A 22,685-nucleotide genomic window follows, 5' to 3' on the forward strand; every position below is an offset into this window, starting at 1 on the left:
GAGAACGGACGGCGGCGCCGCCACCCGGGAGGGTGACGGCGCCGCCGTGCTGTCCGTTGCCGCGCGGAGCGCAGCGCCCGATCAGATGAGGGTGAGCGCCTGGCGGGCGATCTCCAGCTCCTCGTTGGTCGGGTAGACCGTGACGGTCACGGTCGAGTCGGGCGTCGAGATGACGCGCGGCGCGGAGACGCGGCCGGCGTTCTTCTCGGCGTCGTAACGCACGCCGAGGTAGCCGAGGCGGTCGAGGAGGTGCTGACGCACGAGGTCGTCGTTCTCTCCGATGCCCGCGGTGAAGGTGAGGGCGTCGAGGCCGCCCATGACGGCGGTGTAGGCGCCGACGTACTTGAGGAGGCGGTGGGTGTAGATGTCGACGGCCTCGATGGTGTCCTGGTCGCCGGCGTCGTAGAGCTTCCACACCTCGCGCATGTCGGACTGGCCGGTGAGGCCCTTCATGCCCGACTCGCGGTTGAAGAGGTGGTCGATCTCGTCGATGGACATGCCGCCCACGCGGGCGAGGTGGAACACCGCGGCCGGGTCGATGTCGCCGGTGCGGCCGCCCATGACGAGGCCCTCGAGCGGGGTGAGGCCCATGGAGGTCTCGACGGCCTTGCCGTTGACGACGGCGGAGACGGAGGCCCCGTTGCCCAGGTGCAGGACGATCTGCTTGAGGTCGTCGCGGCCGAGGAGCTCGGAGACCTGCTTGGAGACGAACTGGTGGCTCGTTCCGTGGGCGCCGTAGCGGCGGATCGAGTACTTGTCCGCGACCTCGCGGTTGAGGCCGTAGCGGGCGGCCTCCTCCGGGAGCTCCTGGAAGAAGGCGGTGTCGAAGACGGCGACGTGCGGGACGTCGGGGAGCAGGTCGCGGGCGACCTCGATGCCCTTGAGGTGGGCCGGGTTGTGGAGCGGGCCGAGGGGCACGAGCTCCTCGATCTTGGCGACGACCTCGTCGTCGATGAGGGCGGGGCCGTTGAAGTACTTGCCGCCCTGGACGACGCGGTGGCCGACGGCGACGACGTTGGCCTCCTTGAGGGAGGGGCCCTTCTCCTCGAAGAGGCGCAGGACCTCGGCCATGCCGAAGCCGTGGTCCGGGACGGGCTCCTCGATGGCGGTCTTCTCACCGGCGTGCTTGTGGGTGATGGAGCCGGTGACGTCGCCGATGCGCTCGACGATGCCGTTGGCCAGGTTCTCACCGGAGTCCGGGTCCACCAGGGCGTACTTGATGGAGGACGAGCCCGCGTTGATGATGAGGACGGTGCGCGTGGTCATGAATGGCCTTTCGTGAGGGTCTTGCTCCGTGCGGGGGATCAGGCCTGCGCCTGGACCGCGGTGATGGCGACGGTGTTGATGATGTCCTCGACCAGGGCCCCGCGGGACAGGTCGTTGACGGGCTTGTTGAGTCCCTGGAGGACCGGGCCGATGGCGACCGCGCCGGAGGAGCGCTGCACTGCCTTGTAGCCGATGTTGCCGGCGGACAGGTCCGGGAAGATGAAGACGTTGGCCTTGCCGGCGACGGCGGAGCCCGGGGCCTTCTTCGCGGCGACGGTCGGGTCGATCGCGGCGTCGTACTGGATCGGGCCCTCGACGGCGAGCTCGGGGGCCTTGGCCTTGACGAGCTCGGTGGCCTCGCGGACCTTGTCGACGTCCGCGCCCTTGCCGGAGGTACCGGTGGAGAAGGACAGCATCGCGACGCGGGGCTCGACGCCGAACTGCTTGGCGGTCTCCGCGGAGGAGATGGCGATGTCGGCGAGCTCCTCGGCGGTCGGCTCGGGGTTGACGGCGCAGTCGCCGTAGACGAGGACGCGGTCCTCCAGCAGCATGAGGAAGACCGAGGACACGATGGAGGTGCCCGGCTTCGTCTTGATGATCTGGAAGGACGGGACGATCGTGTGGGCGGTCGTGTGGGCCGCGCCCGAGACCATGCCGTCGGCGTCGCCCATGTGGACCATCATCGTGCCGAAGTAGGACACGTCCTGGACCTTCTCGCGGGCCTGCTCGAGGGTGACGCCCTTCTTCGCGCGCAGGCGGGCGAACTCGGCGGCGTACTTCTCGAGGAGCTCGGGGTCGTCGGTGGCGACGACGCGAGCGCCGGCGATGTCGAGGCCCAGCTCGGCGGCGCGGGCGCGCACCGTGGCCTCGTCGCCCAGGAGGACGAGCTCGGCGATGCCGCGGCGCAGGATGGCGTCGGCCGCGTGGAGGATCCGGTCGTCGTCGGGCTCGGGCAGGACGATGGTGCGGACGTTGCCGCGGGCGCGCTCGACGAGCTCGGCCTGGAACATGATCGGGGTGACGACCTCGCTCGGCTCGACCTCGATGGCCTCGAGGAGGGAGTCCAGGTCGGTCTCCTGCTCGAAGGTGGTGACGGCGATGTCGAGCTTGCGCTGCGAGCCGCGGGCCAGGCCGCCCTCGATGGAGGCGCTCGTGGAGGCCGCGGAGAAGGTTCCCAGCGGGGAGGTCATGACCGGCAGAGGCTGCTCGAGACCCTTGACGAGGTCGAGGGCGTAGGGGGCCGGCTCGAAGCCGCCGTTGAGGACGAGGCCCGCGAGGTTCGGGAAGCCGGCGGAGGCGTTGGCGGCCGCGATGGAGATGAGGGCGGCGGAGCGGTCGGCGGGGACGATGACGAGCTGACCGTCCTTGAGGCGCTCGAGGACGTGGGAGACGTCCATGGCCGCGACGAGGAGGGACTCGGCCTCGCGGTCGAGGAGGGCCTCGTCGCCGGCGATGAAGGAGCCGCCCAGGGCGGCCATGTGCTCGCGGACGGTGGCGGCGCCGAGCAGCGGGACCTCGGGCAGCGTGGAGACGGCGACGCCCTCGATGCCGGCGAGGTTGGCGGCGACGGTCTCGCGGTCCTCGGGCTCGCACTTGTTGGCGATGACGGCGACGGTGCGGGCGTGGTGGTCGGCGAGGTCGGCGATGGAGGCCTCGACGGAGGCGCGGACGCCGTCGGCGCCCTCCTGGCCGTTGACGACGAGGAGGACCGGGGCGCCGATGTTGGCGGCGACCTGTCCGTTGAGGGCGAGCTCGGGCGTGCCGGCGGCGCCGTCGTGGTCGGAGCCGTCGATGACGACGACGTCGTGCTCGCGGGCGATCGCGCGGTAGGCGTCGACGATGGTGGACAGGGAGTCCTCGGGGGCCTCGTAGTACTCGTCCCAGGTGACGCCGACGCAGGAGGCGGCCTCGGCCGAGGAGCCCGAGCGGGCGAGGAGGAGGCTCAGGAAGGCGTCGTCGCCACGGGACTCGACGAAGGGGCGGAAGACGCCCACCTTCGCGACGACCTTGGTCAGCGAGGCGACCAGCCCGAGGGCCACGGTCGACTTGCCGGATCCGGCACTGGGGGAGGCGATGTAGATGCTTCGCGCCACGGTTTCTTCGTCCTTCTGGGTCTCGACGTCGAGGTGGGGACCCCTTCGCCGGAGTCACCCAGAAGAATTGTGCCCCCAAGGCCCCACCCCGTGCGACCGTCCAGCGGGCCGGAAGGGGTGGCGCCGCCCACGTCCCGCTCAGGACGACGGCGCCGCCGTCGTCGAGCGGACGACGAGCTCGGGGCGCAGGACCCGCTCCGAACGGGCCCCCGCCGGGCCGGGGGCGTCGAGCAAGTCGAGGGCCGACGCGACGAGCGCCTCCGCGTCCTGGCGGACCGTGGTGAGACCGAGCGCTGCGACCGCGGGGGAGGGGCCCGAACCGGCGTCGTCGAAGCCCGTCACCGAGACGTCCTCGGGGACGCGCACGCCCCCGGCGCGCAGCGCCTGGATCGATCCGAGCGCGAGGGCGTCGTTGGCGGCGACGAGCGCCGTCGGCCTCGGGCGGGACCCGCCCGCGTCGGACAGGCGCAGCATCTCCCGGCCGACCAGTACCCCGGCGGACTCGTCGTAGGCGGCGGCCGGGACCTCGTGGGTCTCGACGCCGAGAGCCCGCGCCTCCTCCAGGGCGGCGTCCGCGCGCACGTCCCCGCTGCGGCGCCCGGCCACCCGGGTGACGAGGAGGCTGCTGTGCCCCAGGTCGACGAGGTGACGGACCACCTCGCGCACACCGGCGTCGTCGTCGGTGTGGACCGAGCCGACGGCGCCGTCGAGGCTCACGGGCGGGTAGGCGCCCACGAAGACGGCCGGGCCGGCCGCGAGCAGCGCCGCCGCGGACTCGTCCACCGGCGCCGAGGAGATGACGAGGGCGCCGCGCACCCGCTGGGCCCGCAGCGTCCCGAGCGCCCGCGACAGCGGCACGGAGGTCGAGGCCATCGTGAGGACGAGGTCCTCGCCCCGGGCCGCGACGGCCTCGTGGGCGGCGTCGAGGACGCGGGCGGTGAAGGCGTCGTGACCGTCGAAGACGACCCCGACGAGCCTTCCCCCGCCCGAGCGCAGACGCGCCGCGTTGGAGTCGGGGGAGTAGCCGAGCTCGGCCGCTGCGGCGAGCACCTTCGCGCGGTTCGCCGGGGAGGCGCCGGGCTTGCCGGACAGGACGAGTGAGACGAGTGCCCGCGAGACGCCGGCGCGGCGGGCGACGTCGACCATCCGCACGGGACGGCCCTCGCGCGGGGGCGGTGGGAGGCGTCGGACGGCGGGCACGCGAGCAGCCTACGGCGCCCCGCTATCCTGGCCCCGTGACGACCACCCCTGACAGCGCCGACCGGACGGTCGTGGACGAGCTCACCCCCGTGGGTCCCGTCCTCGTCGTCGACTTCGGCGCCCAGTACGCCCAGCTCATCGCCCGCCGGGTGCGCGAGGCCTCCGTCTACTCGGAGATCGTGCCCTCCACGATGTCGGCCGCGGGCATGCTCGCCAAGCAGCCCGCCGCCATCATCCTCTCCGGCGGCCCCTCCTCCGTCTACGCCGACGGCGCCCCGAGCCTCGACCCCGCCGTCTTCGACGCTGGCGTCCCCGTCCTCGGCATCTGCTACGGCTTCCAGACCATGGCCCAGGCCCTCGGCGGGAAGGTCGGCCGCACCGGCACTCGCGAGTACGGCCACACCGACGCCACCGTTCAGGACGGCTCCTGCCTCTTCGCCGGCACCCCGCTCGAGCAGACCGTGTGGATGAGCCACGGCGACGCCGTCCAGGCCGCCCCGACCGGCTTCACGGTCACCGCGTCCACCGCGGAGACCCCCGTCGCCGCCTTCGAGGACCGATCGCGCCGCCTCTTCGGCCTCCAGTGGCACCCCGAGGTCATGCACTCCGAGTTCGGGCAGAAGGCGCTGGAGAACTTCCTCCACGACGGCGCCGGCATCCCGGCCACCTGGACCTCCGGCAACATCATCGAGGAGCAGGTCGCCGCGATCCGCGAGCAGGTCGGCGACGCCCACGTCATCTGCGGCCTGTCCGGCGGCGTCGACTCCTCCGTCGCTGCGGCCCTCGTCCACCGCGCCGTCGGCGACCAGCTCACCTGCATCTTCGTCGACCACGGCCTCCTGCGCGCCGGCGAGCGCGAGCAGGTCGAGAAGGACTACGCCGAGGGGATGGGCATCCGCGTCATCACCGTCGACGAGTCCGAGCGCTTCCTCACCGCGCTCGCGGGCGTCACCGAGCCCGAGGCCAAGCGCAAGATCATCGGCCGCGAGTTCATCCGCTCCTTCGAGGCCGCCCAGCGCCGGGTCATCGAGATGGTCGGAGCCGAGGGCGGGGAGATCAAGTTCCTCGTCCAGGGCACCCTCTACCCCGACGTCGTCGAGTCCGGCGGCGGCGAGGGCGCGGCCAACATCAAGAGCCACCACAACGTCGGCGGCCTGCCCGAGGACCTCGACTTCGCCCTCATCGAGCCGCTGCGCACCCTGTTCAAGGACGAGGTCCGCGCCATCGGCCGCGAGCTCGGCGTCCCGGAGAAGATCGTCGCCCGCCAGCCCTTCCCGGGCCCGGGCCTCGGCATCCGCGTCATCGGCGAGGTCACCCGCGAGAACCTCGAGATCCTGCGCGCCGCGGACCTCATCGCCCGCGAGGAGCTCACCGCCGCCGGCCTCGACGAGGAGATCTGGCAGTGCCCGGTGGTGCTCCTGGCCGACGTGCGCAGCGTGGGCGTCCAGGGCGACGGACGCACCTACGGCCACCCGATCGTGCTGCGCCCCGTCTCCAGCGAGGACGCGATGACGGCCGACTGGACGCGCCTGCCCTACGACGTCCTGGCCCGCATCTCCACGCGGATCACGAACTCCGTCCCTGAGGTCAACCGCGTCGTGCTCGACTGCACGAGCAAGCCGCCGGGCACCATCGAGTGGGAGTGAGCGCGAGCCGCTCACGACGACGGCGGGCCGTTCCCTTGTCAGGGACGACCCGCCGTCCTCATTGGGAGCGGCCGACCGCCCCGGGAGCCACCGCCGTCGCCACCGGGGTGCGAGGATCGCCGCATGGACCTGGAGCGCTACAAGCCCACCCGCCACGGCGGGATCATCGACTACGCGCGCACGCACCTCGACACCTTCACCGAGCGGCCGCTGGGCGCCGTCGACAGCCTCATCCTGTCCTGGGCGGGCTACCTGCGCCTGCCGGAGGAGCTCGCCGCCGCGCGCGGCCCCGAGGGCGTGAGGATCGCCGAGCTCCACCGCGCCGAGTACTTCGAGGACTACGTGCGGGGTGTGCTCCAGCCCGAGCAGGGCCTCGCCCTCCTCACCGCCATGACCGCGAGCCCGCGCTTCCGCGACGTCCGGCTCACCCGGTACACGAGCCGTACCGACGCCGACGTCGAGATGCAGTTCTCCGCGATGACCTTCCTGCTGCCCTACGGCGCCGCCTACGTCGCCTTCCGGGGCACGGACTCCTCCCTGGTCGGCTGGAAGGAGGACTTCAACACCTCCTTCGAGTGCCCCGTCCCCTCCCAGGTGGAGGCCGCCGACTACCTCGCCGCCGTCGCGGGGGACCTCGACGGCGGGATCATCACCGGGGGCCACTCCAAGGGCGGCAACCTCGCCGTCTACGCCGCCGCCACCGTCGCCCCCGAGGTTCGCGAGCGCGTCGTGCGGGCCTACTCCCACGACGGTCCCGGCTTCCTGCCGGAGGTCCTCGCGACGAGCGCCTTCGTCGAGGTCGCCCCCAAGGTCTGCAAGACGGTCCCGCAGTCCTCCGTCATCGGCATGCTCCTCGAGCAGCAGGAGGGCTACCGCGTGGTGCGCTCGCGCCGCCCGATGCTGTGGCAGCACGACCCCTTCACCTGGGAGGTCGACGGCGAGGACCTTGTCTACCTCGACCACCTCGCCCCCGACGCCCTCACCATCGACCGGACGGTCTCCACGTGGCTCGCCGGTCGCAGCACCGAGGAGCGCGAGCGCTTCATCGACGCCCTCTACGCCGTCATCGGCTCCACCGAGGCGCTCACCGTCGACGAGCTGCGCGCCGACTGGGTCCACGGGGTGCGCAGCGCCGCCCGCGCCTACTCCGACCTCGACCCCGAGACGCGCGCCCTCATCCGCGAGACGCTCCACGCCCTGCGCACCTCGACGGGGCCGCTCCTCCCGGAGCGCCTCCAGCGGGACCTGCGTCGTGGCTCGCGCACCACCGAGGCCTTGGAGGGCGCTCCAGGCGCGCACCGGGACTGACGGGGTCCGCGAGTCCTGACCCGCCCCGTCAGTGCCTGGCGCCGTTGTCGGCGCCGGGGCACGCTTGATCCATGGAGTACACGACTCTCGGACAGACCGGTATCCGGATCCCCCGCCTGTGCATCGGCGGCATGAGCTTCGGGAGGGTCTTCCCGGACTTCCACCAGTGGGTCATCGACCAGGAGGGCACCCAGGCCGTCATCGCCCGCCCCTCGAGCTCGGCGTCAACTTCATCGACACCGCCAACACCTACGCCCACGGCACCTCCGAGGAGTTCATCGGCGAGTCCCTGCGGAACCTCGGGGTCGAGCGCGAGGACGTCGTCCTCGCCTCCAAGGTCTTCTTCAACGAGGGGCACCTGTCCGAGGAGGCCATCAACCGGGAGATCGAGGGCACGCTGAAGCGCCTCGGCACCGACTACCTCAACCTCTACATCATCCACCGCTTCGACTACGGCACCCCGATCGAGGAGACGATGGAGGCCCTCGACGGCCTCGTCAAGGCGGGGAAGGTCCGCGCGCTCGGCGCCTCCGTCATGTACGGCTACCAGCTCCACGACATGCAGGTCGTCGCCGACGCCAACGGCTGGACCCGCTTCGCCAGCATGCAGAACCACTACAACCTGCTCTACCGCGAGGACGAGCGCGAGCTCATCCCCATCGCCGAGCAGTACGGCATGAGCCTCACCCTGTACAGCCCGCTCGCCTCCGGCCACCTCACCCGCCCCACCTGGGACTCGGACTCCACGCGCTCGACCACGGACGGCACGATGCGCGCCAAGTACGACGCCGGCCGAGAGCTCGACATGCCCGTCATCGAGCGCGTCGCGCAGGTCGCCGAGCGCCACGGCGCCCCCATGGCCGACGTCGCCCTCGCCTGGCACTGGGCCAAGGGCGTGGCCGCCCCGATCGTCGGCTGCTCCCGCCCGAGCCGCGTCGACGACGCCGTGCGCGCCCTCGACCTCGAGCTGAGCGCCGAGGACATCGAGCTCCTCGAGGAGGCCTACAAGCCGCACGAGCTCGTCGGCCCGCTCGCCCGCCCCGGTGAGAAGCCGCTCGCCGGCTCCGTCGCCCAACGCAAGTGAGACGCTGAGACCCTCTGGGCGCGCCACCGCAGCGCGCCGCCGTCCCCCTCGGGGCCAGCGGCGCGTCGTCGCGAGCGGGGGCGGGCCACCGAGCCGACGGCGTCGTGCCCTCACAGCCCCCAGGGCGTGAAGGCGAGGGCGGGGGCGATGAGGATCGCCGGGAGCAGGTTCGCGACGCGCACCGTTCCCGGCCGCAGCAGGTTGAGGCCGACGCAGAAGATGAGGATCGAGCCGACCAGCGAGAGGTTCCCTGTGCCGCCGGCGTCATGAGCGGCTTGATGAGCGTCGCCGTCGCCGTGAAGAAGCCCTGGAAGAGGCCGACCGGGATGGCCGCGAAGGCGCAGCCGCGCCCCATCGAGGCGCTCATCGCCAGGACGATGACGAGGTCGAGGACCGCCTTGACGAGCAGCACCGAGTGGTCGCCGGTGAGGCCGTCCGCGATCGCGCCGACGACGTTCATGGCGCCGACGCACACGGTGACCGAGGCGGTGACGAAGGCGTCGGTGAAGCCCGCGTCACCGCTGTTGCCCGTGCGGCGCTGCAGCCAGCCCCCGAAGCGGGTGATGAGGCCGTGCAGGCCAGCGAGCTCGCCGACCAGGGCGCCGAGGACGAGGCTGATGACGACGAGCAGGGTGCGGCCCGAGGTGAGCGAACCGGCCGCGCCGTCGGTGCTCCCGGCCACCGACAGCATCCCCGCCAGGGCGCCGGCCATCCCGATGAAGAGCACGGAGACCCCGCAGGCGACGGTGAGGGTCTCCTGCAGCCGGCGCGGGAAGCGGGCGCCGAGCAGGGAGCCGGCGGTCCCGCCCACGACGATGGCGACGACGTTGATGACTGTTCCCAGACCCGGCACGCGTGGGAGGATAGCCGGACCGGGCGGCGCCCGCGCCCGCCCGGCCGCGATCCGGAACCGACGCCCAGGGGGAGCCGTGAGCGAGCAGGACGAGCAGCAGGCGATGAGCAACCTCGGCAAGGAGACGACCATCGAGCGCCTCGCCGCCGAGGTCGTCGACCACGAGGTCGTCGAGCACCCGGCCGTGTGGACCATCGAGGACGTCGAGGCCCTCGACCCGCCCCACCCGGGCGCCGACGCCAAGAACCTCCTCGTCCGAGACGACAAGAAGCGCGGCTACCACCTCCTCACCGTCCAGGGCGACAAGCGCGTCGACCTCGGGCCTTCCGCAAGGCACACGGCCTGTGCCGCCTCTCCCTGGCCTCGCCCGCGGACCTCGAGCGACTCCTCGGCCTCTACCCGGGCGCCGTCACCCCGCTCGGCCTCCTCAACGACGCCGCGCACCGCGTTCGTCTCTACCTCGACGAGCACCTCGTGAAGGGCCCCGAGGACGGCCTCCTCGGCGTCCACCCCAACGACAACACCGCCACCGTCTACCTGCGCGCCGCCGACCTCGTCGACCTCCTGCGCGCCGACGGCGCCGCGGTCGAGGTCGTCCCGTTCTGAACCCGCCCAACGGCGGGCCGGGGCGCGGTGGCACGATCCGGGGCATGAGTACGAGCCGCCCCGCCGCCCCGACGCCCGAGCGCAGGATCCGCCACGCGACCGAGGCGGACGTCGACGCGCTCGCGGCCCTCGAGTCCGCCTGCTTCCCGCCCGCCGAGGCCGCCTCCCGCGACTCGATCGCCGCGCGCGTCGCCGCCTTCCCCGACTGCTTCTGGATCCTCGAGGAGGACGGGCAGCTGCTCGCCCTCGTGGGCGGCATGCCCGCCTCCGCCCGTGACCTGACGGGCGAGATGTTCGAGGACGTCGGGCTGGCAGACCCTGACGGCGACTGGCTCATGCTCCTCGGCGTCCTCACCGACCCCGCCCACCAGCACGAGGGGCTGGCGAGCGCCACCCTGCGACGCGCCCTGGCCGACTGGCGCTCCCGCGGCCGCGCCGGCGCCGTGCTCACGTGCAAGGAGCACCTCCTGGGCTGGTACGCCTCCTTCGGCTTCGTCTCCGAGGGCGTCTCCGCCTCCGACCACGGCGGCGCCATCTGGTACCAGATGCGCCTCACCTTCTGAGGCGGTCCCGTGCCCAGCGCCCGGGCGAGGCCCGGGGAGCGCCTGGGCCGTCGAACCCCACGGCACCGCCTGTGACGCGGGACACTGGAGGCGTGAGCGCCGTTCACGTCGTCACCGGCGCCGCCGGGCACCTCGGCACCGCCGTCGTCCGAGCCCTCCTCGACGACGGCCGGACGGTTCGCGCCCTCGCCCTGCCCGGCCAGGAGCTCCTCGCCGCCTCCCTCATCGACGACGCCGCACGCGCCCGCCTCAGCCGCCGCGACGCCGACGTCACCGACCGCGCCTCCCTCGACGCCGCGCTCGCGGACCTCGTCGGCGAGGACCTCGTCGTCATCCACACCGCCGGGCTCATCTCCATCGGGCACCTGCCCGTCGCCCGCCTCCGGCAGGTCAACGTCCGCGGCGCGGCCGCCGTCCTCGCTGCCGGTGCCCGGCGCCTCGTCCACGTCTCCTCGGTCCACGCCGTCCCCGAGCCCTCCGACCCCACCGAGGTCATCCGCGAGGTCGACGACCCCGACGCCTACGACCCTCGCGCGGTCCGCGGCGGCTACGACGTCGTCGACGTGCGCGACGTCGCCGACGCCGTCGTGGCCGCCGCCGACGGGGGAGAGGCCGGCCGCACCTACCTCCTGTCAGGGCGCTGGGCGGAGGTCCGCGAGATCTTCGCCGAGGTGCGCGCCCTGCGCGGCGGGCGGGCGCCGCTCGTTCTGCCGACCGGGCTCGCGCGGGGCGTCCTGCCCGCGGTTCGCGCCCTGTCCGGCCTCACGGGGAGCCGCCCGCTCTTCACGGGCTACGCCCTCGACACCCTCAGCGCCCCCGCGCTCTTCTCCCAGGAGCGCGCCGCCGCCGAGCTCGGCTTCAGCCCGCGGCCCCTCGCCGACTCCGTCCACGACACCGTCGACGGGCTCGAGCGGCGCTGAGCCCCGCCGCGCCCGGCGCGCGCGGAACCGCCGTCGTCGGCCCCTCGTGGGCCACCGACGGGTTTCGGGGCGCGTTCCGTCGTCCCGATCACGGACGCCTCGGCGCGTGCGACCTTCTACCTCCTGTTACACGAGGACCGGGGCGCCGAGGCCGCCGAGGTCCTCGACTGGGTCCGGGCGCAGCGGGCCTGACGGGGGAACGGCGGTCGTCAGATCTTGGGGCCGACCATCGAGAAATATTGACCGGGCGGACGGGTTGGGGCACCCTGGTCCTGCGACACCCGCCGGTCCGACCGGCGACCGGCCACAGCAAAGGAGCTCTCTCCGTGTCCCCTGACAGCGCGGTCCCCCAGTTCGAGACCGACCACCTCGCCACCGTCCGCGAGCTCGCCCCCGAGTCCGTCGTCCTCCTGCGCACCGACGGCTCCTTCCCGCTCGAGACCGCCGGCCCCGTCGCCCTCTACGGCGCTGGCGCCCGCCGCACCATCAAGGGCGGTGCCGGCTCCGGCGACGTCAACTCCCGCCACGTCGTCAACATCGAGGAGGGGCTCCAGCGCGCCGGCTTCGAGATCACGACCGCCTCCTGGCTCGACGCCTACGACGAGATCGCCGAGAAGAACCACGCCGCCTTCGTCGCCGACCTCAAGGCCCGCGCCAAGGCCGCCGGCGTCCCCGCGATCTTCTTCGGCATGGGCGCCGTCGAGCCCGCCCCCGCCATCGACCTCCCCCTGGACGGCACTGGCGACGCCGCGATCTACATCATCGCCCGCGACTCCGGCGAGGGCAACGACCGCCGCCCCGAGGCCGGCGACGTCAGGCTCACCGAGTCCGAGGTCCGCGACGTCCTCGCCCTCAACGAGGCCTTCGACACGTTCCTCCTCGTCCTCAACGTCGGCGGCGTCGTCGACCTCAGCCCCGTCAAGGACGTCAAGAACATCCTCCTGCTCTCCCAGCTCGGCGCCACCACCGGCGACACCCTCGCCGACCTCCTCCTCGGCAAGGCGTACCCCTCCGGCCGCCTGTCCACCACCTGGGCCGCCTGGGAGGACTACTCCACCGAGGGCGACTTCGGCGACCCCGACGACACCCACTACAAGGAGGGCGTCTACGTCGGCTACCGCTACTTCGACTCCGTCGGCACCGCCCCGCTCTTCCCCTTCGGCTACGGCCTGGGCTGGACGACCTTCGAGCAGGGCGCCCCGACGGCGACCATCGACGGCTCCGTCGTCACCGTGACCTCCGCCGTCACCAACACCGGCGCCCGCCCCGGCAAGGACGTCGTCCAGGTCTACGTCTCCTCCCCGGCCGGCGACCTCGACCAGCCCTACCAGGCCCTCGCCGGCTTCACCAAGACCGAGGAGCTCGCCGCGGGCGCCTCCCAGGACGTCACCGTCACCTTCGACCTCTCCGACCTCGCCTCCTTCGACACCGCGAAGCACTCCACCGTCCTCGAGAAGGGCGACTACGTCGTCCGCGCCGGCGCCTCCAGCCGCGACACGGCCGTCGCCGCCGTCGTCGAGCTCGGCGCGACCGCCGTCGTCCGCGAGCTCCACGACGCCCTCGGCGAGCCCGGCTTCGAGGACTTCAAGCCGGCCTCCCCGGCTCCCGTCGAGGTCCTCTCCGACGCCCCGCGCCTGGCAGTCGCCGCTGCCGACCTGCGCCGTGAGGACGCCGGCGAGCCCGTCGACCTCTCCGAGGAGCTCGCCTTCGTCAGGGGCCTCACCGACGACCAGCTCTCCTACCTCGTGCTGGGCCAGTACGCCGACAAGGCCGACGCCCAGTCGATCATCGGCCAGGCCTCCGAGGCCCTCGTCGGCGCCGCCGGCCAGTCCACGACCCGCGTCGAGGGCGTCCCCTCCCTCGTCATGCCCGACGGCCCCGCGGGCCTGCGCCTCGCGGCCGAGGTCGGCGTCGACGAGAACGGGCCCTTCCCGCTCGGCGCCGCCCTCGGCGGCCTCTTCGCCGAGCTCATGGACCCCGAGTCCATGGCCGCCTTCGGCCTCGACTCCGAGGCCGAGGAGCGCGTTCCCGAGTCGACCTACGAGCAGTACACGACCGCCATCCCGATCGGCACCGCCGTCGCCCAGACCTGGAACCCTGCCGTCGCCGTCGCACTCGGCGACCTCGTCGGCGACGAGATGGACCGCTTCGGCGCCCACCTGTGGCTCGCCCCGGCCCTCGACCTGCACCGCTTCATCCTGTGCGGGCGCAACTTCGAGTACTTCTCCGAGGACCCGCTGCTCTCCGGCCGCATGGCCGGCGGCATCACGACCGGCGTCCAGGCCCACCCGGGCCGCGGCGTCACCGTCAAGCACTTCGCGTTCAACGAGCAGGAGACGAACCGGCTCAACTCCAACAGCCACGTCTCCCAGCGCGCCGCCCGCGACCTGTACCTGCGCGCCTTCGAGTACGTCGTCCGCGAGACCCAGCCCCACGCCCTCATGACGTCCTACAACCTCGTCAACGGCGTCCACACCTCCGAGTCGAAGGACCTCCTCGAGACGATCCTCCGCGACGAGTGGGGCTACCAGGGGCTCGTCATGACCGACTGGGTCGTCTACTCGATGACCCGCACGGACCTCAAGCACCCGCGCGCCAGCGCGGTCGCCACGGTCGCCGCGGGCAACGAGCTCTTCATGCCCGGCTGCGAGGAGGACCGGCAGACGATCCTCGCTGGCCTCGCGGGGGACACCGGCCTTGCCGAGCTGAGCCGTGAACGCCTCGAGGTGCAGGCGGCCCGCGTCGTCCGCATGGCCCACAAGCTCGTCGACGTCGCGGACGCCCCCGCGCCGCGCGCCTGAGTACCTGAGCGGCCGGCCCGCTCATGACCGCCGAGCCCGACGGGCACCGCCAGTGACTGGCGGAGCCCGTCGGGCTCGCAGCATGCTCGGGGTCATCCAGCAGCCCGTCCGGCGGCCCGATGCGAGGCCGCCCCGTCGAAGGAGCACCCTCATGGCCCTCACCCGCGAAGCGACCGAGACGTACAAGCGCCTCTTCGGCTCCGACCCGGCTCCGAGCCCGACCGACGCCGAGGCCCTCGAGATCCTCCAGAACGAGATCTTCGGCGAGGTCTTCCCGACCCCCGGTCTCGACGACGCCGAGCGCGAGCAGCTCACCGTCGCCGTCCTCGCCGCGATGCAGACGCTGCCGCAGCTCACGGCCCACCTGAATGCCGCGCTCAACGTCGGCCTCACCCCGCTCGAGCTGCGCGAGACGATCTACCAGCTCGCTCCGTACATCGGATGGCCCAAGACCCTCAACGCTACCGCGACCCTCGCCGAGGTGCTCAAGGCCCACGGCGTCGAGCTGCCGCTCGAGGAGGTCGGCACGGTCGCCTACGAGGACCGTGAGGCCGCCGGCGCCGCCGTCCAGGAGCCCCTCTACGGCGCCGAGGTCAAGGAGGTCTTCGCGGCGCTGCCCGAGCCCTACGGCGAGTTCCTCCCGCACCTGCTCACCGCCAACGCCTTCGGCGACTTCGAGACCCGCGGCGTCCTCGACGTCGCCGACCGCGAGCTCATCAGCCTCGTCGCCATCGCCGCCCTCGGCGCCGCCACGCAGCTCAAGCCGCACGTCGCGGGCGCCATCAAGGCCGGCAACAGCAAGCAGAAGGTCGCGGCCGCCCTCGTCCGGGTGCTGCCCTACATCGGCGGCCCCTACGCCCTGTCCGGGCTCGTCCTCCTCGCCCAGTACGACGAGAACGAGTCCTCCGAGGCCTACCGCTGAGCCGCTGCGACCTGGCGGCCGCACGGCCGCGCGGGCCGGTAGGTCCGTCCCGTCCGCCCGCACCCCACGCCGGAGACCACCGTGCTCACCCGCCTCGCCTCCCTCATCGTCGACCACCGCGGGGCCGTCATCGGCCTCATGGCCGTCCTCACCGTCCTCGCCGCCGTCCTCGTTCCCCACGTCACCGTCAACACGGACATGACGTCCTACCTGCCGTCGGACTCCCAGATGAGGGAGGGCACCGGCGTCATGGAGGACGAGCTCGGAGTCGATGACCCGGTCTCGACCATCCGGATCATGGTCGACGGGCTCGACGGCGACTCCGAGCGCTCCACGGTCCACGACGGGCTCGCCGACCTGCCCGGCGTCGCCTCCGTCTCGGAGGCCTCCGCCTCAGAGGAGGACGCGGCGCCGTCGGTGTCCGGCGGGCACACGCTCTACGTCATCAGCGTCGACGGCGACTACGACTCCGAGGCCTACGCGCAGGCGGAGGAGGCGGTCGCCTCGCTCGCCGACGGCGACGCAGCCGCCGACCGGGCTCCGGCCCTCGAGGGGTACGTCGTGCAGTGGGTGAGCGACAACACCTCGACCTCCTCCGAGCTGCCCGTGTGGATCGTGGCGATCGCGCTGGCGCTCCTCGTCCCCGTCCTCCTGGTCATGAGCGCCTCGTAGATCGAGCCGGTGCGCCACCTCGTCGCCATCGGCATGGCCGTGGCCCTCAACATGGGACTCGTCGCCCTGCGCCCGAGCGTCTCCGAGACGACGTACTCGATCGCCGCGATCCTCCAGCTCGTCCTGTCGATGGACTACTCCATCATCCTGGCGAACCGGTACCGCCAGGAACGCGACGCCCAGCGCGACGCCGGCAAGGACGGCCGGTCCGCGCCCGTGACCGCGATGAGGAGGGCCCTGCGGGACTCCTTCGGAGCAGTGGTCTCCGCGTCGCTCACCACGGTCGTGGGCCTGCTCATGCTCGTGTTCATGAGCTGCCGCATCGGGGCCGACCTCGGTACCGTCCTCGGGCAGGGCGTCGTCGTCTCCCTCGTCACGGTCCTCACCGTCCTCCCCGGCCTCCTCCTGGCCTGCGACCGCCTCATCACCCGCACCGCCAAGCCCCACCTCAGCCCGAGCCTCGGCGGCCTCGCCCGCGCCGAGTACCGCTTCCGGTGGGTCTTCGCGGCGGGCTTCGTCGTCCTCCTCGCCGGATCCTTCGTCCTGCGGGGCGGCACGACGACGAGCTACACCCTGGAGCGCGAGGACCCCGTGGCGGAGGTCTTCGCCAAGGACAACCAGGTCGTCCTCGTCTACGACAACGACGACGAGGCCGCCGCCACCGCTCTCGGCGAGGCGCTCGCCGCCGACTACCCGGGCTCCGACGGCGTGCGCTCGGTGACCTCCCACGGCACGACCATCGGTCAGCAGCTGACCAAGGAAGCCGCCGCGCTCGAGCAGCAGGGGACGGCCGACGACGCCGGCGCCGCGGACGTAGCCGGTGACGACTCGCAGTCCGTCCTGCCCGACGGGGCGATCGACGTCCTGTGGTACGTCGGCAACGGCGGCGAGGCTGGCACGATGACGCTGTCCGAGCTCGGTGACGTCACCGACTCCCTCGAGCTGCTGTACCTCCAGCACGCCGCCGCCACGCGGACCGACCCGTCCTGGACCATGAGCACCGAGGAGCTCCTCGACGCCGCCCGCGAGCAGGTCGAGGAGGCGAAGGAGGAGCTCGTCGGCGCCGAGCACTCGCGCATGATCGTCACCACCGGCCTGCGCGAGGAGGCCGAGGCGACGCTCTCCTTCATCGACGACCTCCAGGCGCGTGCCGACGCCGAGCTGTCCGAGCAGCACTGGCTCGTCGGCCAGTCGGTCATGGTCGACGAGATGCGCGACGGCTTCCCCGCCGAGAACCTGCGCATCACGCTGCTCACCGCCGGCGCCATCTTCCTCATCATGGCGCTCACCTTCCGCAGCGCCGCCGTGCCCGCCCTGCTCGTGCTCCTCGTCCAGTGCGGCGTCTTCGTCACGGTCTCCGTCTCGGGGATCATCGGCGCGGACATGTACTACCTGGCGATGCTCGTCGTCCAGTGCATCCTCATGGGCGCCACCATCGACTACGCGATCGTGCTCACCACCTACTACCGCCAGCACCGGCGCACCGAGCCGGTCGCCCGCGCCCTGGCCGGCGCCTACGAGGGCTCCATCCACACGATCCTCACGAGCGGCCTCATCATGATCCTCGTGACCGGCGTGCTCGGCTACCTCTTCGAGAACCCAACCGTCGGCCAGATCTGCCAGACGATCGCGATCGGCGCGACCGCCGCCGTCCTCCTCATCCTCCTGGCCCTCCCGGCGCTGCTCGCCGTCACGGACCGCTGGATCGTGCCCGCACGGGACCGCTACGAGGAGCCCGCCGCCGCAGAGCCCGGGGAGGCCTGAGGTGGACGTCCCGGTGGGCGCGCGTCATCGAGTGGTGCGGCCACGCCCCGTCCTACTTCGCGCCTCTGGACGAGGAGGTCGTTGACGTCGAGCTGGTCCTGCCCCTGCCGAATCCCCGACCGCGCAGATCGTGACGGACGGAGACGATGCCCGTGGACGAGGTCAGACCTCGAAGAGGCCGAAGGACGCGCGCGGCGCGGTGAGCGCCTCGCCGTAGGCGGAGGCCTGCGCCTCGAGGGCGACGTCGATGCGGAAGCCCGGGTGGAGGGCGTACTCATCGCGCACCTTGACGCCGGCCTCGCGTGCGGCGCTGGCCAGGCGCGCGTTGACGCGCGAGCCTCCGGCGAGGTCGGGGTGGAAGGCGAGGACGACGGTCCTCATGGGTGCTCCTGGGAGACGGCTGCGCGGACGCCCCGACGGTAGCGGGGCGCGCGGGTGAGGAGCCAGGTCCTCCCGGTGCCCGGGACCCGGGGCGGTGTCCTCGGCGCGCGGTACCGGGCAGACTGGCCCCATGAGCACCACCAGGACCTCCCAGCCGGACGCCGCGCCCGCTCCGGAGCGGACCGTGTACGTGACCGCGTACGAGGGACCGCTCGGACCGATGACGCTCGCGGCCGCCGTCGGCGAGGGACTGTCCGAGGGCGGTGCGCTCACAGGCGTCTGGTTCGACGGCCAGCAGCACGACCGCGCCGGGCTGCCGGAGGACGCCGTCGTCGTCCGGCCCGGGGACGCGGCCGCCCCGCCGGTCCTCGCCGAGGCGGCCGCCTGGCTCGGCGCCGCCCTGGCCGGCGCCGACCCCGGCGAGCGGCCCGCGCTGGCGCCGGTCGGTACCGGCTTCCAGGAGCAGGTCTGGGACGAGCTGCGCTCCATCCCGCGCGGCTGGACCCGCACCTACGGGCAGATCGCCAAGGCCGTCTCCGAGCGCGCCGGCCACTACGTCTCCCCGCGCGCCGTCGGGGGAGCGGTGGGCCGCAACCCGCTGAGCGTCGTCGTGCCCTGCCACCGCGTCGTCGCGGCGGACGGCGCGCTCACCGGCTACGCGGGCGGGACGGAGCGCAAGACGTGGCTCCTGCTCGCCGAGGGTGCGGACCTGCCCGGCCTCGACCTGCCGCAGGAGTCCCTGCCCGGGCTGTGATCCCCGGCGCCGGGCCTCGTCCTCAACGGCTGAGGGCCGGGGCGCTCCCGCCCGCGGCCAGCACGCGCGTCGCGGTACCGCCGGTGCCGGACCGCTGCGGGCGCGAGCCCGCGATCCGCCGTCCGGCCACGAGCCAGAGCGCGACGCCGGCCAGCAGGGCGGGTGCGTCCCTTAGCGTGGTGGCAATTCCCGCGGGGTCCACGGCGTCGACGGTCTTGTCGTCGGGTGGGCATCGTGGGACCCAGATTCTCGACCAGGATTCACTAGGAGTGCTCCCACGATGCCCGCCACCAAGTCTGCCGTGTCCACGCTGATCCAGGAAGTGCTGGCCGATCCCGACCTGGCTCACGATGACGTCTTCCGCCGTCTGCTGGGCGCGGGACTGCAGGACCTCATTGACGCCGAGGCTGAGGCGGTCATCGGCGCCTCGCGCTACGAGCGCACCCCCGAGCGAGTCACCCGCCGCAACGGGAAGCGCTCCAAGACGGTTGCGACCACCGCCGGACAGGTGGACCTGGCCATCCCCAAGCTCCGCCAGGGCTCCTTCTTCCCCAGTCTGCTCAACCCCCGCAAGAGGATCGACAAGGCCCTGTACGCCGTGGTCGCCACCGCCTGGGTCGAGGGGGTCTCCACCCGCAAGGTCGACGACCTGGTCAAGGCCCTGGGATGCGAGTCGGGGATCTCCAAGTCGTCGGTGTCGCGGATCTGCACCGACATCGACGAGGCTGTCGGCGCGTTCCTGAACCGACCCCTGGACCACACGTGGTTCCCGTACCTGTTCGTGGACGCCACCTACCTGGACGTGAGAGTCGGGCATCGGGTCGTCTCCCAGGCCGTCGTGGTCGCCACCGGCGTCTCAGCCGCGGGGCGCCGCGAGATCCTGGGCATGGCGGTGGGTGACAGCGAGTCCACCGACTTCTGGACCAGCTTCCTGCGGTCCTTGCGCGAGCGCGGCCTGAAGGCCCCCTCGCCCTCCGACCCCACCGGGGTGGTCATGGTCACCAGCGACGCCCACGCCGGCATCCGCGCCGCCGTCAAGGCGATCCTGCCCGGAGCGGCCTGGCAGCGCTGCCGCGTCCACTTCGCCCGCAACATCACCTCCCACCTGGGGTCGGTGCGCTCCAAGCCCGTCAATGCCCTGATCTCCACCGTGTTCGCCCAGACCACCCCCGAGGCCGTGCGCGCCACCTACCACCAGGTCATCGACTCCCTGCGCGCCTCCTTCCCCGACGTCGCCGACATGCTCACCGACGCCGAGGCCGACCTGACCGCCTTCTCGGTCCTGCCCAGGGAGCACTGGGTCAAGGTGTGGTCCAACAACCCCATCGAGCGCCTCAACCGCGAGATCAAGCGCCGCGCCGACGTCGTCCAGGTCTTCCCCAACCCAGACTGCGTCACCCGCCTTATCGGCGCCGTCCTGCTCGACCAGCACGAGGAATGGCAGTACGGCGAACGCCGCTACCTGTCCGAGACCTCCATGCAACGACTCACCCACACCCTCACCAACGACACCCAACCCCTGCCCCTGACGGCCTGAAAGAACACCACAACAAGGGACTTGACCAGCAGGGCCCACCACACGTAGCCCGCGCCGACGAGCTTCATCCACAGCGGCCAGCTCAGCTCGGCGTGGTTCTGGAACGGGAAGGACCACTGGATCCCCGTTCCCAGGACCACGGCACCGAGCAGCGTCACCCCGCCCAGCCACCACGAGCGCCAGCGCCACGACGCGACGGCGAGCACGAGGAGCGCCGGGGCGCACCATACCCAGTGGTGCGTCCAGGACACCGGCGAGACGAGCAGTCCCATCACCATGGTGACGACGAGCTGGAGCTCCAGGGCGAGGTCGTCGTCCTGGAGGCGCAGGCGGTCCAGGCGACGCAGGAGGAACCAGGCGCCCACGAGCACCGCGGCGGCGCACACGGCCCACAGCGGCACCCACGCCGACTCGGGAGCGAGGCGCGCGATCGTCCCCTTGAGGCTCTGGTTCCCCGCGAACTCCGCGAAGCCGGTGCGCGAGGTGTCGAGCATGGCCGAGGTGAAGAAGCGCCACGACTCCGAGGGGCTCGCGAGCCACACGAGCGCCGTCACCCAGACGGCCGTCCCCGCCATCGTCGCGGCCGCCCGGTACTCGCGCCGGGCGAGGAGCACGAGCCCCGAGATCGCCGGCGTCAGCTTGAAGCACGCGGCCAGCGCCGACAGCGCCCCGCGCCAGCGCGAGGGCTCGCGCACGAGGAGGAGGTCGACGGCGACGAGCGCCATGAGGACCGCGTTGACCTGCCCCTCGTAGAGGGTCTCGCGGAAGGGCTCGAGGAAGAGGCAGGCGAGCAGGGCCAGCCACGGCGCCAGGCCCCGCGCCCGTCGCCTCTCCGCGCCGAGCCCCCGCAGCAGCGCCCACAGCGTGATCGTCGTGCAGATGGGCGTGAGCGCCGTGAGCGCGAGCTGCGTCCCAGTCTCACCGAGGCTGGTGAGCGGGCGCAGCACCCAGGCCGCGAAGGGCGGGTAGGTGAAGGGGTACTCCTTGAGGAAGGGCAGGGCGTACCAGTCGTAGAGGCTCCCGCCGTCAGCCCAGGAGCGCACCGCGCCGAAGTACACCGAGGCGTCGAAGGCGGAGACCAGGTGCCCGTCCGAGACCGACCAGATCCAGCACGGGTAGACGAGGCTGAGCCAGCCGAGGACCGCGGTGACCGGGTGGGCGAGCAGACGGCCGGCGCGCGCCAGGACCGGGGCGAGCGCGCTGAGGGTCCGGGCGAGCGGACGTGCGTCGCGGCGGCCCGCGTCCCGCGATCGGGTGGCGCCCTCGTCCGGCGGGGTGGTCCGCGCCGTCGGCGCCGCCTCCCGCTCCTCGAGGACGACGGGGGCTGCGGCGGTAGGAGGCACGTACGGCATCGTGGCACCCGGGCTTGTGAACCCGCTGGGAACGACCGTCCTCCGGCCCGTGATCTCGGACGCACCGCTAGCACCTAGCCTGGGGCTCCGACCCGGCCCAGGAGGTTCCGTGACTGACAGCCTCACCCGTGAGCTCGCCCTCGCCGTCCCCGACGACGGCGCCGGCACCCGCCTCACCGCCCTCGTCCACGTCCCGCGCGACGTCGCCGCCGGACGGCGCCGCGCCCCGCTCGTCGTGTGCTGCCACGGCATGGGGGAGTCCGCCCTGCGCGTCGCCCCGCTGGCCCGCCGGCTCGCCGGTTCGGGCGCCGTCGTCGTGAGCCCCTCCCTCCGCGGCGGCGGGGCGGATGACGCCGGCCCGACGACGTCGATGAGCGTCCTCACCGAGGTCGCCGACGTCGGCGCCGTCCTCGACGCCGCGTGCGCCTGGCCCTTCGTCGACGCCTCGCGCACGGCCCTCTTCGGCAGGAGCCTCGGCGGGCTCGTCGCCGCGCTCGCGGCCTCCCGCCGCCGCACCGAGGTCGCCGCCCTGGCGATGTGGTACCCGGCGCTCGGCTCGCCCCGCGTCCAGCGCACGCGGTTCCGGAGCCGCCGGGCCGTGCCGGACTCCTACGCCATCGAGGTCGACGGCCGCGCGGTCGGGCTCGGGGCCCGCTACGCGCTCGATGTCTGGGACCTCGACGTCGACGCCGAGCTGCGCCGCCTGCGCATGCCGGCCCTCCTCGTGCACGGGGACGCGGACGCGGCCGTCCCCTTCGCGGTCTCGCGAGGGGCGCTGCGGGCGCTCCCGGACGCCCGGCTCGAGGTGCTGCCCGGCGCCGGGCACGGCTTCGACGGCGAGCACTGGGAGCGCGCCGTCGGGCTGACGACGGACTTCCTGGCCTGGGCGGGCGTCCTCGGGGAGTGAGGGGCCCCGCCGCCGGACTCACGTGCGCCGGGGTGCGCGGGCGCGGTCGAGCCGGG

At 72.8% G+C, this 22,685-nt stretch carries 19 protein-coding genes and 1 pseudogene; 13 read left to right on the forward strand and 7 right to left on the reverse strand.

Annotated elements, in window-relative coordinates:
• Positions 1 to 81: 81 nt before the first annotated feature.
• From AXF14_RS07510 to AXF14_RS07520, 3 genes are all read right to left on the reverse strand, one after another.
• The gene (locus AXF14_RS07510) at positions 82 to 1,266 is read right to left on the reverse strand and encodes an acetate/propionate family kinase (protein WP_067942150.1); all 1,185 of its coding nucleotides are present in this window, start codon (positions 1,264 to 1,266) and stop codon (positions 82 to 84) included.
• Positions 1,267 to 1,304: 38 nt separating this feature from the next.
• On the reverse strand, positions 1,305 to 3,359 hold the full coding sequence (gene pta / locus AXF14_RS07515; protein ID WP_067942151.1) for a phosphate acetyltransferase: 2,055 nt from the start codon (positions 3,357 to 3,359) through the stop codon (positions 1,305 to 1,307).
• Positions 3,360 to 3,497: 138 nt separating this feature from the next.
• Positions 3,498 to 4,559: a LacI family DNA-binding transcriptional regulator gene (locus tag AXF14_RS07520; protein WP_067942152.1), complete on the reverse strand. Its 1,062-nt coding sequence runs from the start codon at positions 4,557 to 4,559 to the stop codon at positions 3,498 to 3,500.
• 89 nt (positions 4,560 to 4,648) lie between these two features.
• On the opposite strand from AXF14_RS07520, the gene guaA reads away from it, so the two are divergent.
• The 3 genes from guaA to AXF14_RS07535 all read left to right on the forward strand — a co-directional run bounded on the left by guaA (position 4,649) and on the right by AXF14_RS07535 (position 8,597).
• Entirely contained in the window at positions 4,649 to 6,205 is a 1,557-nt protein-coding gene (gene guaA, locus AXF14_RS07525; RefSeq protein WP_067944186.1) for a glutamine-hydrolyzing GMP synthase, read from the forward strand.
• A 123-nt stretch (positions 6,206 to 6,328) separates the two neighbouring features.
• Positions 6,329 to 7,513: a DUF2974 domain-containing protein gene (locus AXF14_RS07530; RefSeq protein ID WP_067942153.1), complete on the forward strand. Its 1,185-nt coding sequence runs from the start codon at positions 6,329 to 6,331 to the stop codon at positions 7,511 to 7,513.
• 166 nt (positions 7,514 to 7,679) lie between these two features.
• Entirely contained in the window at positions 7,680 to 8,597 is a 918-nt protein-coding gene (locus AXF14_RS07535; protein ID WP_236755349.1) for an aldo/keto reductase, read from the forward strand.
• A 110-nt stretch (positions 8,598 to 8,707) separates the two neighbouring features.
• Here AXF14_RS07535 and AXF14_RS14895 read toward each other — a convergent pair whose 3' ends face one another.
• Both AXF14_RS14895 and AXF14_RS14900 read right to left on the reverse strand, forming a co-directional pair.
• Positions 8,708 to 8,941, reverse strand: a complete 234-nt coding sequence (locus tag AXF14_RS14895) for a DUF554 family protein (protein ID WP_417862773.1) — start codon at positions 8,939 to 8,941, stop codon at positions 8,708 to 8,710.
• A pseudogene (locus AXF14_RS14900) lies at positions 8,866 to 9,645 on the reverse strand (DUF554 domain-containing protein); the annotation flags it as partial. The gene AXF14_RS14895 and the pseudogene AXF14_RS14900, both read right to left, overlap by 76 nt.
• Here AXF14_RS14900 and AXF14_RS07540 point away from each other — a divergent pair.
• The 7 genes from AXF14_RS07540 to AXF14_RS07570 all read left to right on the forward strand — a co-directional run bounded on the left by AXF14_RS07540 (position 9,637) and on the right by AXF14_RS07570 (position 17,698).
• The gene (locus AXF14_RS07540; protein ID WP_211260068.1) at positions 9,637 to 10,056 is read left to right on the forward strand and encodes a YbaK/EbsC family protein; all 420 of its coding nucleotides are present in this window, start codon (positions 9,637 to 9,639) and stop codon (positions 10,054 to 10,056) included. The pseudogene AXF14_RS14900 and the gene AXF14_RS07540 sit on opposite strands and share 9 nt — an antisense overlap.
• 44 nt (positions 10,057 to 10,100) lie before the next feature.
• Positions 10,101 to 10,619, forward strand: coding sequence for a GNAT family N-acetyltransferase (locus AXF14_RS07545; RefSeq protein ID WP_067942154.1), 519 nt, complete (start codon positions 10,101 to 10,103; stop codon positions 10,617 to 10,619).
• 92 nt (positions 10,620 to 10,711) lie between these two features.
• Entirely contained in the window at positions 10,712 to 11,539 is an 828-nt protein-coding gene (locus AXF14_RS07550) for an NAD-dependent epimerase/dehydratase family protein (RefSeq protein ID WP_067942155.1), read from the forward strand.
• 326 nt (positions 11,540 to 11,865) lie between these two features.
• Entirely contained in the window at positions 11,866 to 14,340 is a 2,475-nt protein-coding gene (locus AXF14_RS07555) for a glycoside hydrolase family 3 N-terminal domain-containing protein (protein ID WP_084355444.1), read from the forward strand.
• 151 nt (positions 14,341 to 14,491) lie between these two features.
• Positions 14,492 to 15,262 (forward strand): carboxymuconolactone decarboxylase family protein, encoded by a 771-nt coding sequence (locus AXF14_RS07560; protein WP_067942162.1) that lies wholly within the window; start codon positions 14,492 to 14,494, stop codon positions 15,260 to 15,262.
• Between the two features lie 81 nt (positions 15,263 to 15,343).
• Positions 15,344 to 15,934, forward strand: coding sequence for a hypothetical protein (locus AXF14_RS07565; protein WP_067942164.1), 591 nt, complete (start codon positions 15,344 to 15,346; stop codon positions 15,932 to 15,934).
• Between the two features lie 9 nt (positions 15,935 to 15,943).
• Positions 15,944 to 17,698 carry an MMPL family transporter gene (locus AXF14_RS07570; protein WP_067942165.1) on the forward strand — a complete coding sequence of 585 codons (1,755 nt, stop codon included), beginning with the start codon at positions 15,944 to 15,946 and terminating at the stop codon, positions 17,696 to 17,698.
• Positions 17,699 to 17,860: 162 nt separating this feature from the next.
• Here the strand turns inward: AXF14_RS07570 and AXF14_RS07575 are convergent, their stop codons facing one another.
• Positions 17,861 to 18,079 carry an NADPH-dependent FMN reductase family protein gene (locus AXF14_RS07575; protein WP_067942166.1) on the reverse strand — a complete coding sequence of 73 codons (219 nt, stop codon included), beginning with the start codon at positions 18,077 to 18,079 and terminating at the stop codon, positions 17,861 to 17,863.
• A gap of 130 nt (positions 18,080 to 18,209) precedes the next feature.
• Between AXF14_RS07575 and AXF14_RS07580 the strand changes: the two genes are divergently transcribed.
• Together AXF14_RS07580 and AXF14_RS07585 are read left to right on the forward strand one after the other, a co-directional pair.
• The gene (locus AXF14_RS07580; protein WP_067942167.1) at positions 18,210 to 18,833 is read left to right on the forward strand and encodes a methylated-DNA--[protein]-cysteine S-methyltransferase; all 624 of its coding nucleotides are present in this window, start codon (positions 18,210 to 18,212) and stop codon (positions 18,831 to 18,833) included.
• A gap of 280 nt (positions 18,834 to 19,113) precedes the next feature.
• The gene (locus AXF14_RS07585; protein ID WP_067941557.1) at positions 19,114 to 20,370 is read left to right on the forward strand and encodes an IS256 family transposase; all 1,257 of its coding nucleotides are present in this window, start codon (positions 19,114 to 19,116) and stop codon (positions 20,368 to 20,370) included.
• Here AXF14_RS07585 and AXF14_RS07590 read toward each other — a convergent pair.
• Positions 20,292 to 21,713 (reverse strand): glycosyltransferase 87 family protein, encoded by a 1,422-nt coding sequence (locus tag AXF14_RS07590; RefSeq protein ID WP_236755356.1) that lies wholly within the window; start codon positions 21,711 to 21,713, stop codon positions 20,292 to 20,294. The genes AXF14_RS07585 and AXF14_RS07590 overlap by 79 nt on opposite strands.
• Positions 21,714 to 21,831: 118 nt before the next feature.
• Between AXF14_RS07590 and AXF14_RS07595 the strand changes: the two genes are divergently transcribed.
• Positions 21,832 to 22,629, forward strand: coding sequence for an alpha/beta hydrolase family protein (locus AXF14_RS07595; protein WP_067942168.1), 798 nt, complete (start codon positions 21,832 to 21,834; stop codon positions 22,627 to 22,629).
• Positions 22,630 to 22,685 lie beyond the last annotated feature (56 nt).

This window comes from Actinomyces radicidentis (genome assembly GCF_001553565.1).
Taxonomy (GTDB): domain Bacteria; phylum Actinomycetota; class Actinomycetes; order Actinomycetales; family Actinomycetaceae; genus Actinomyces; species Actinomyces radicidentis.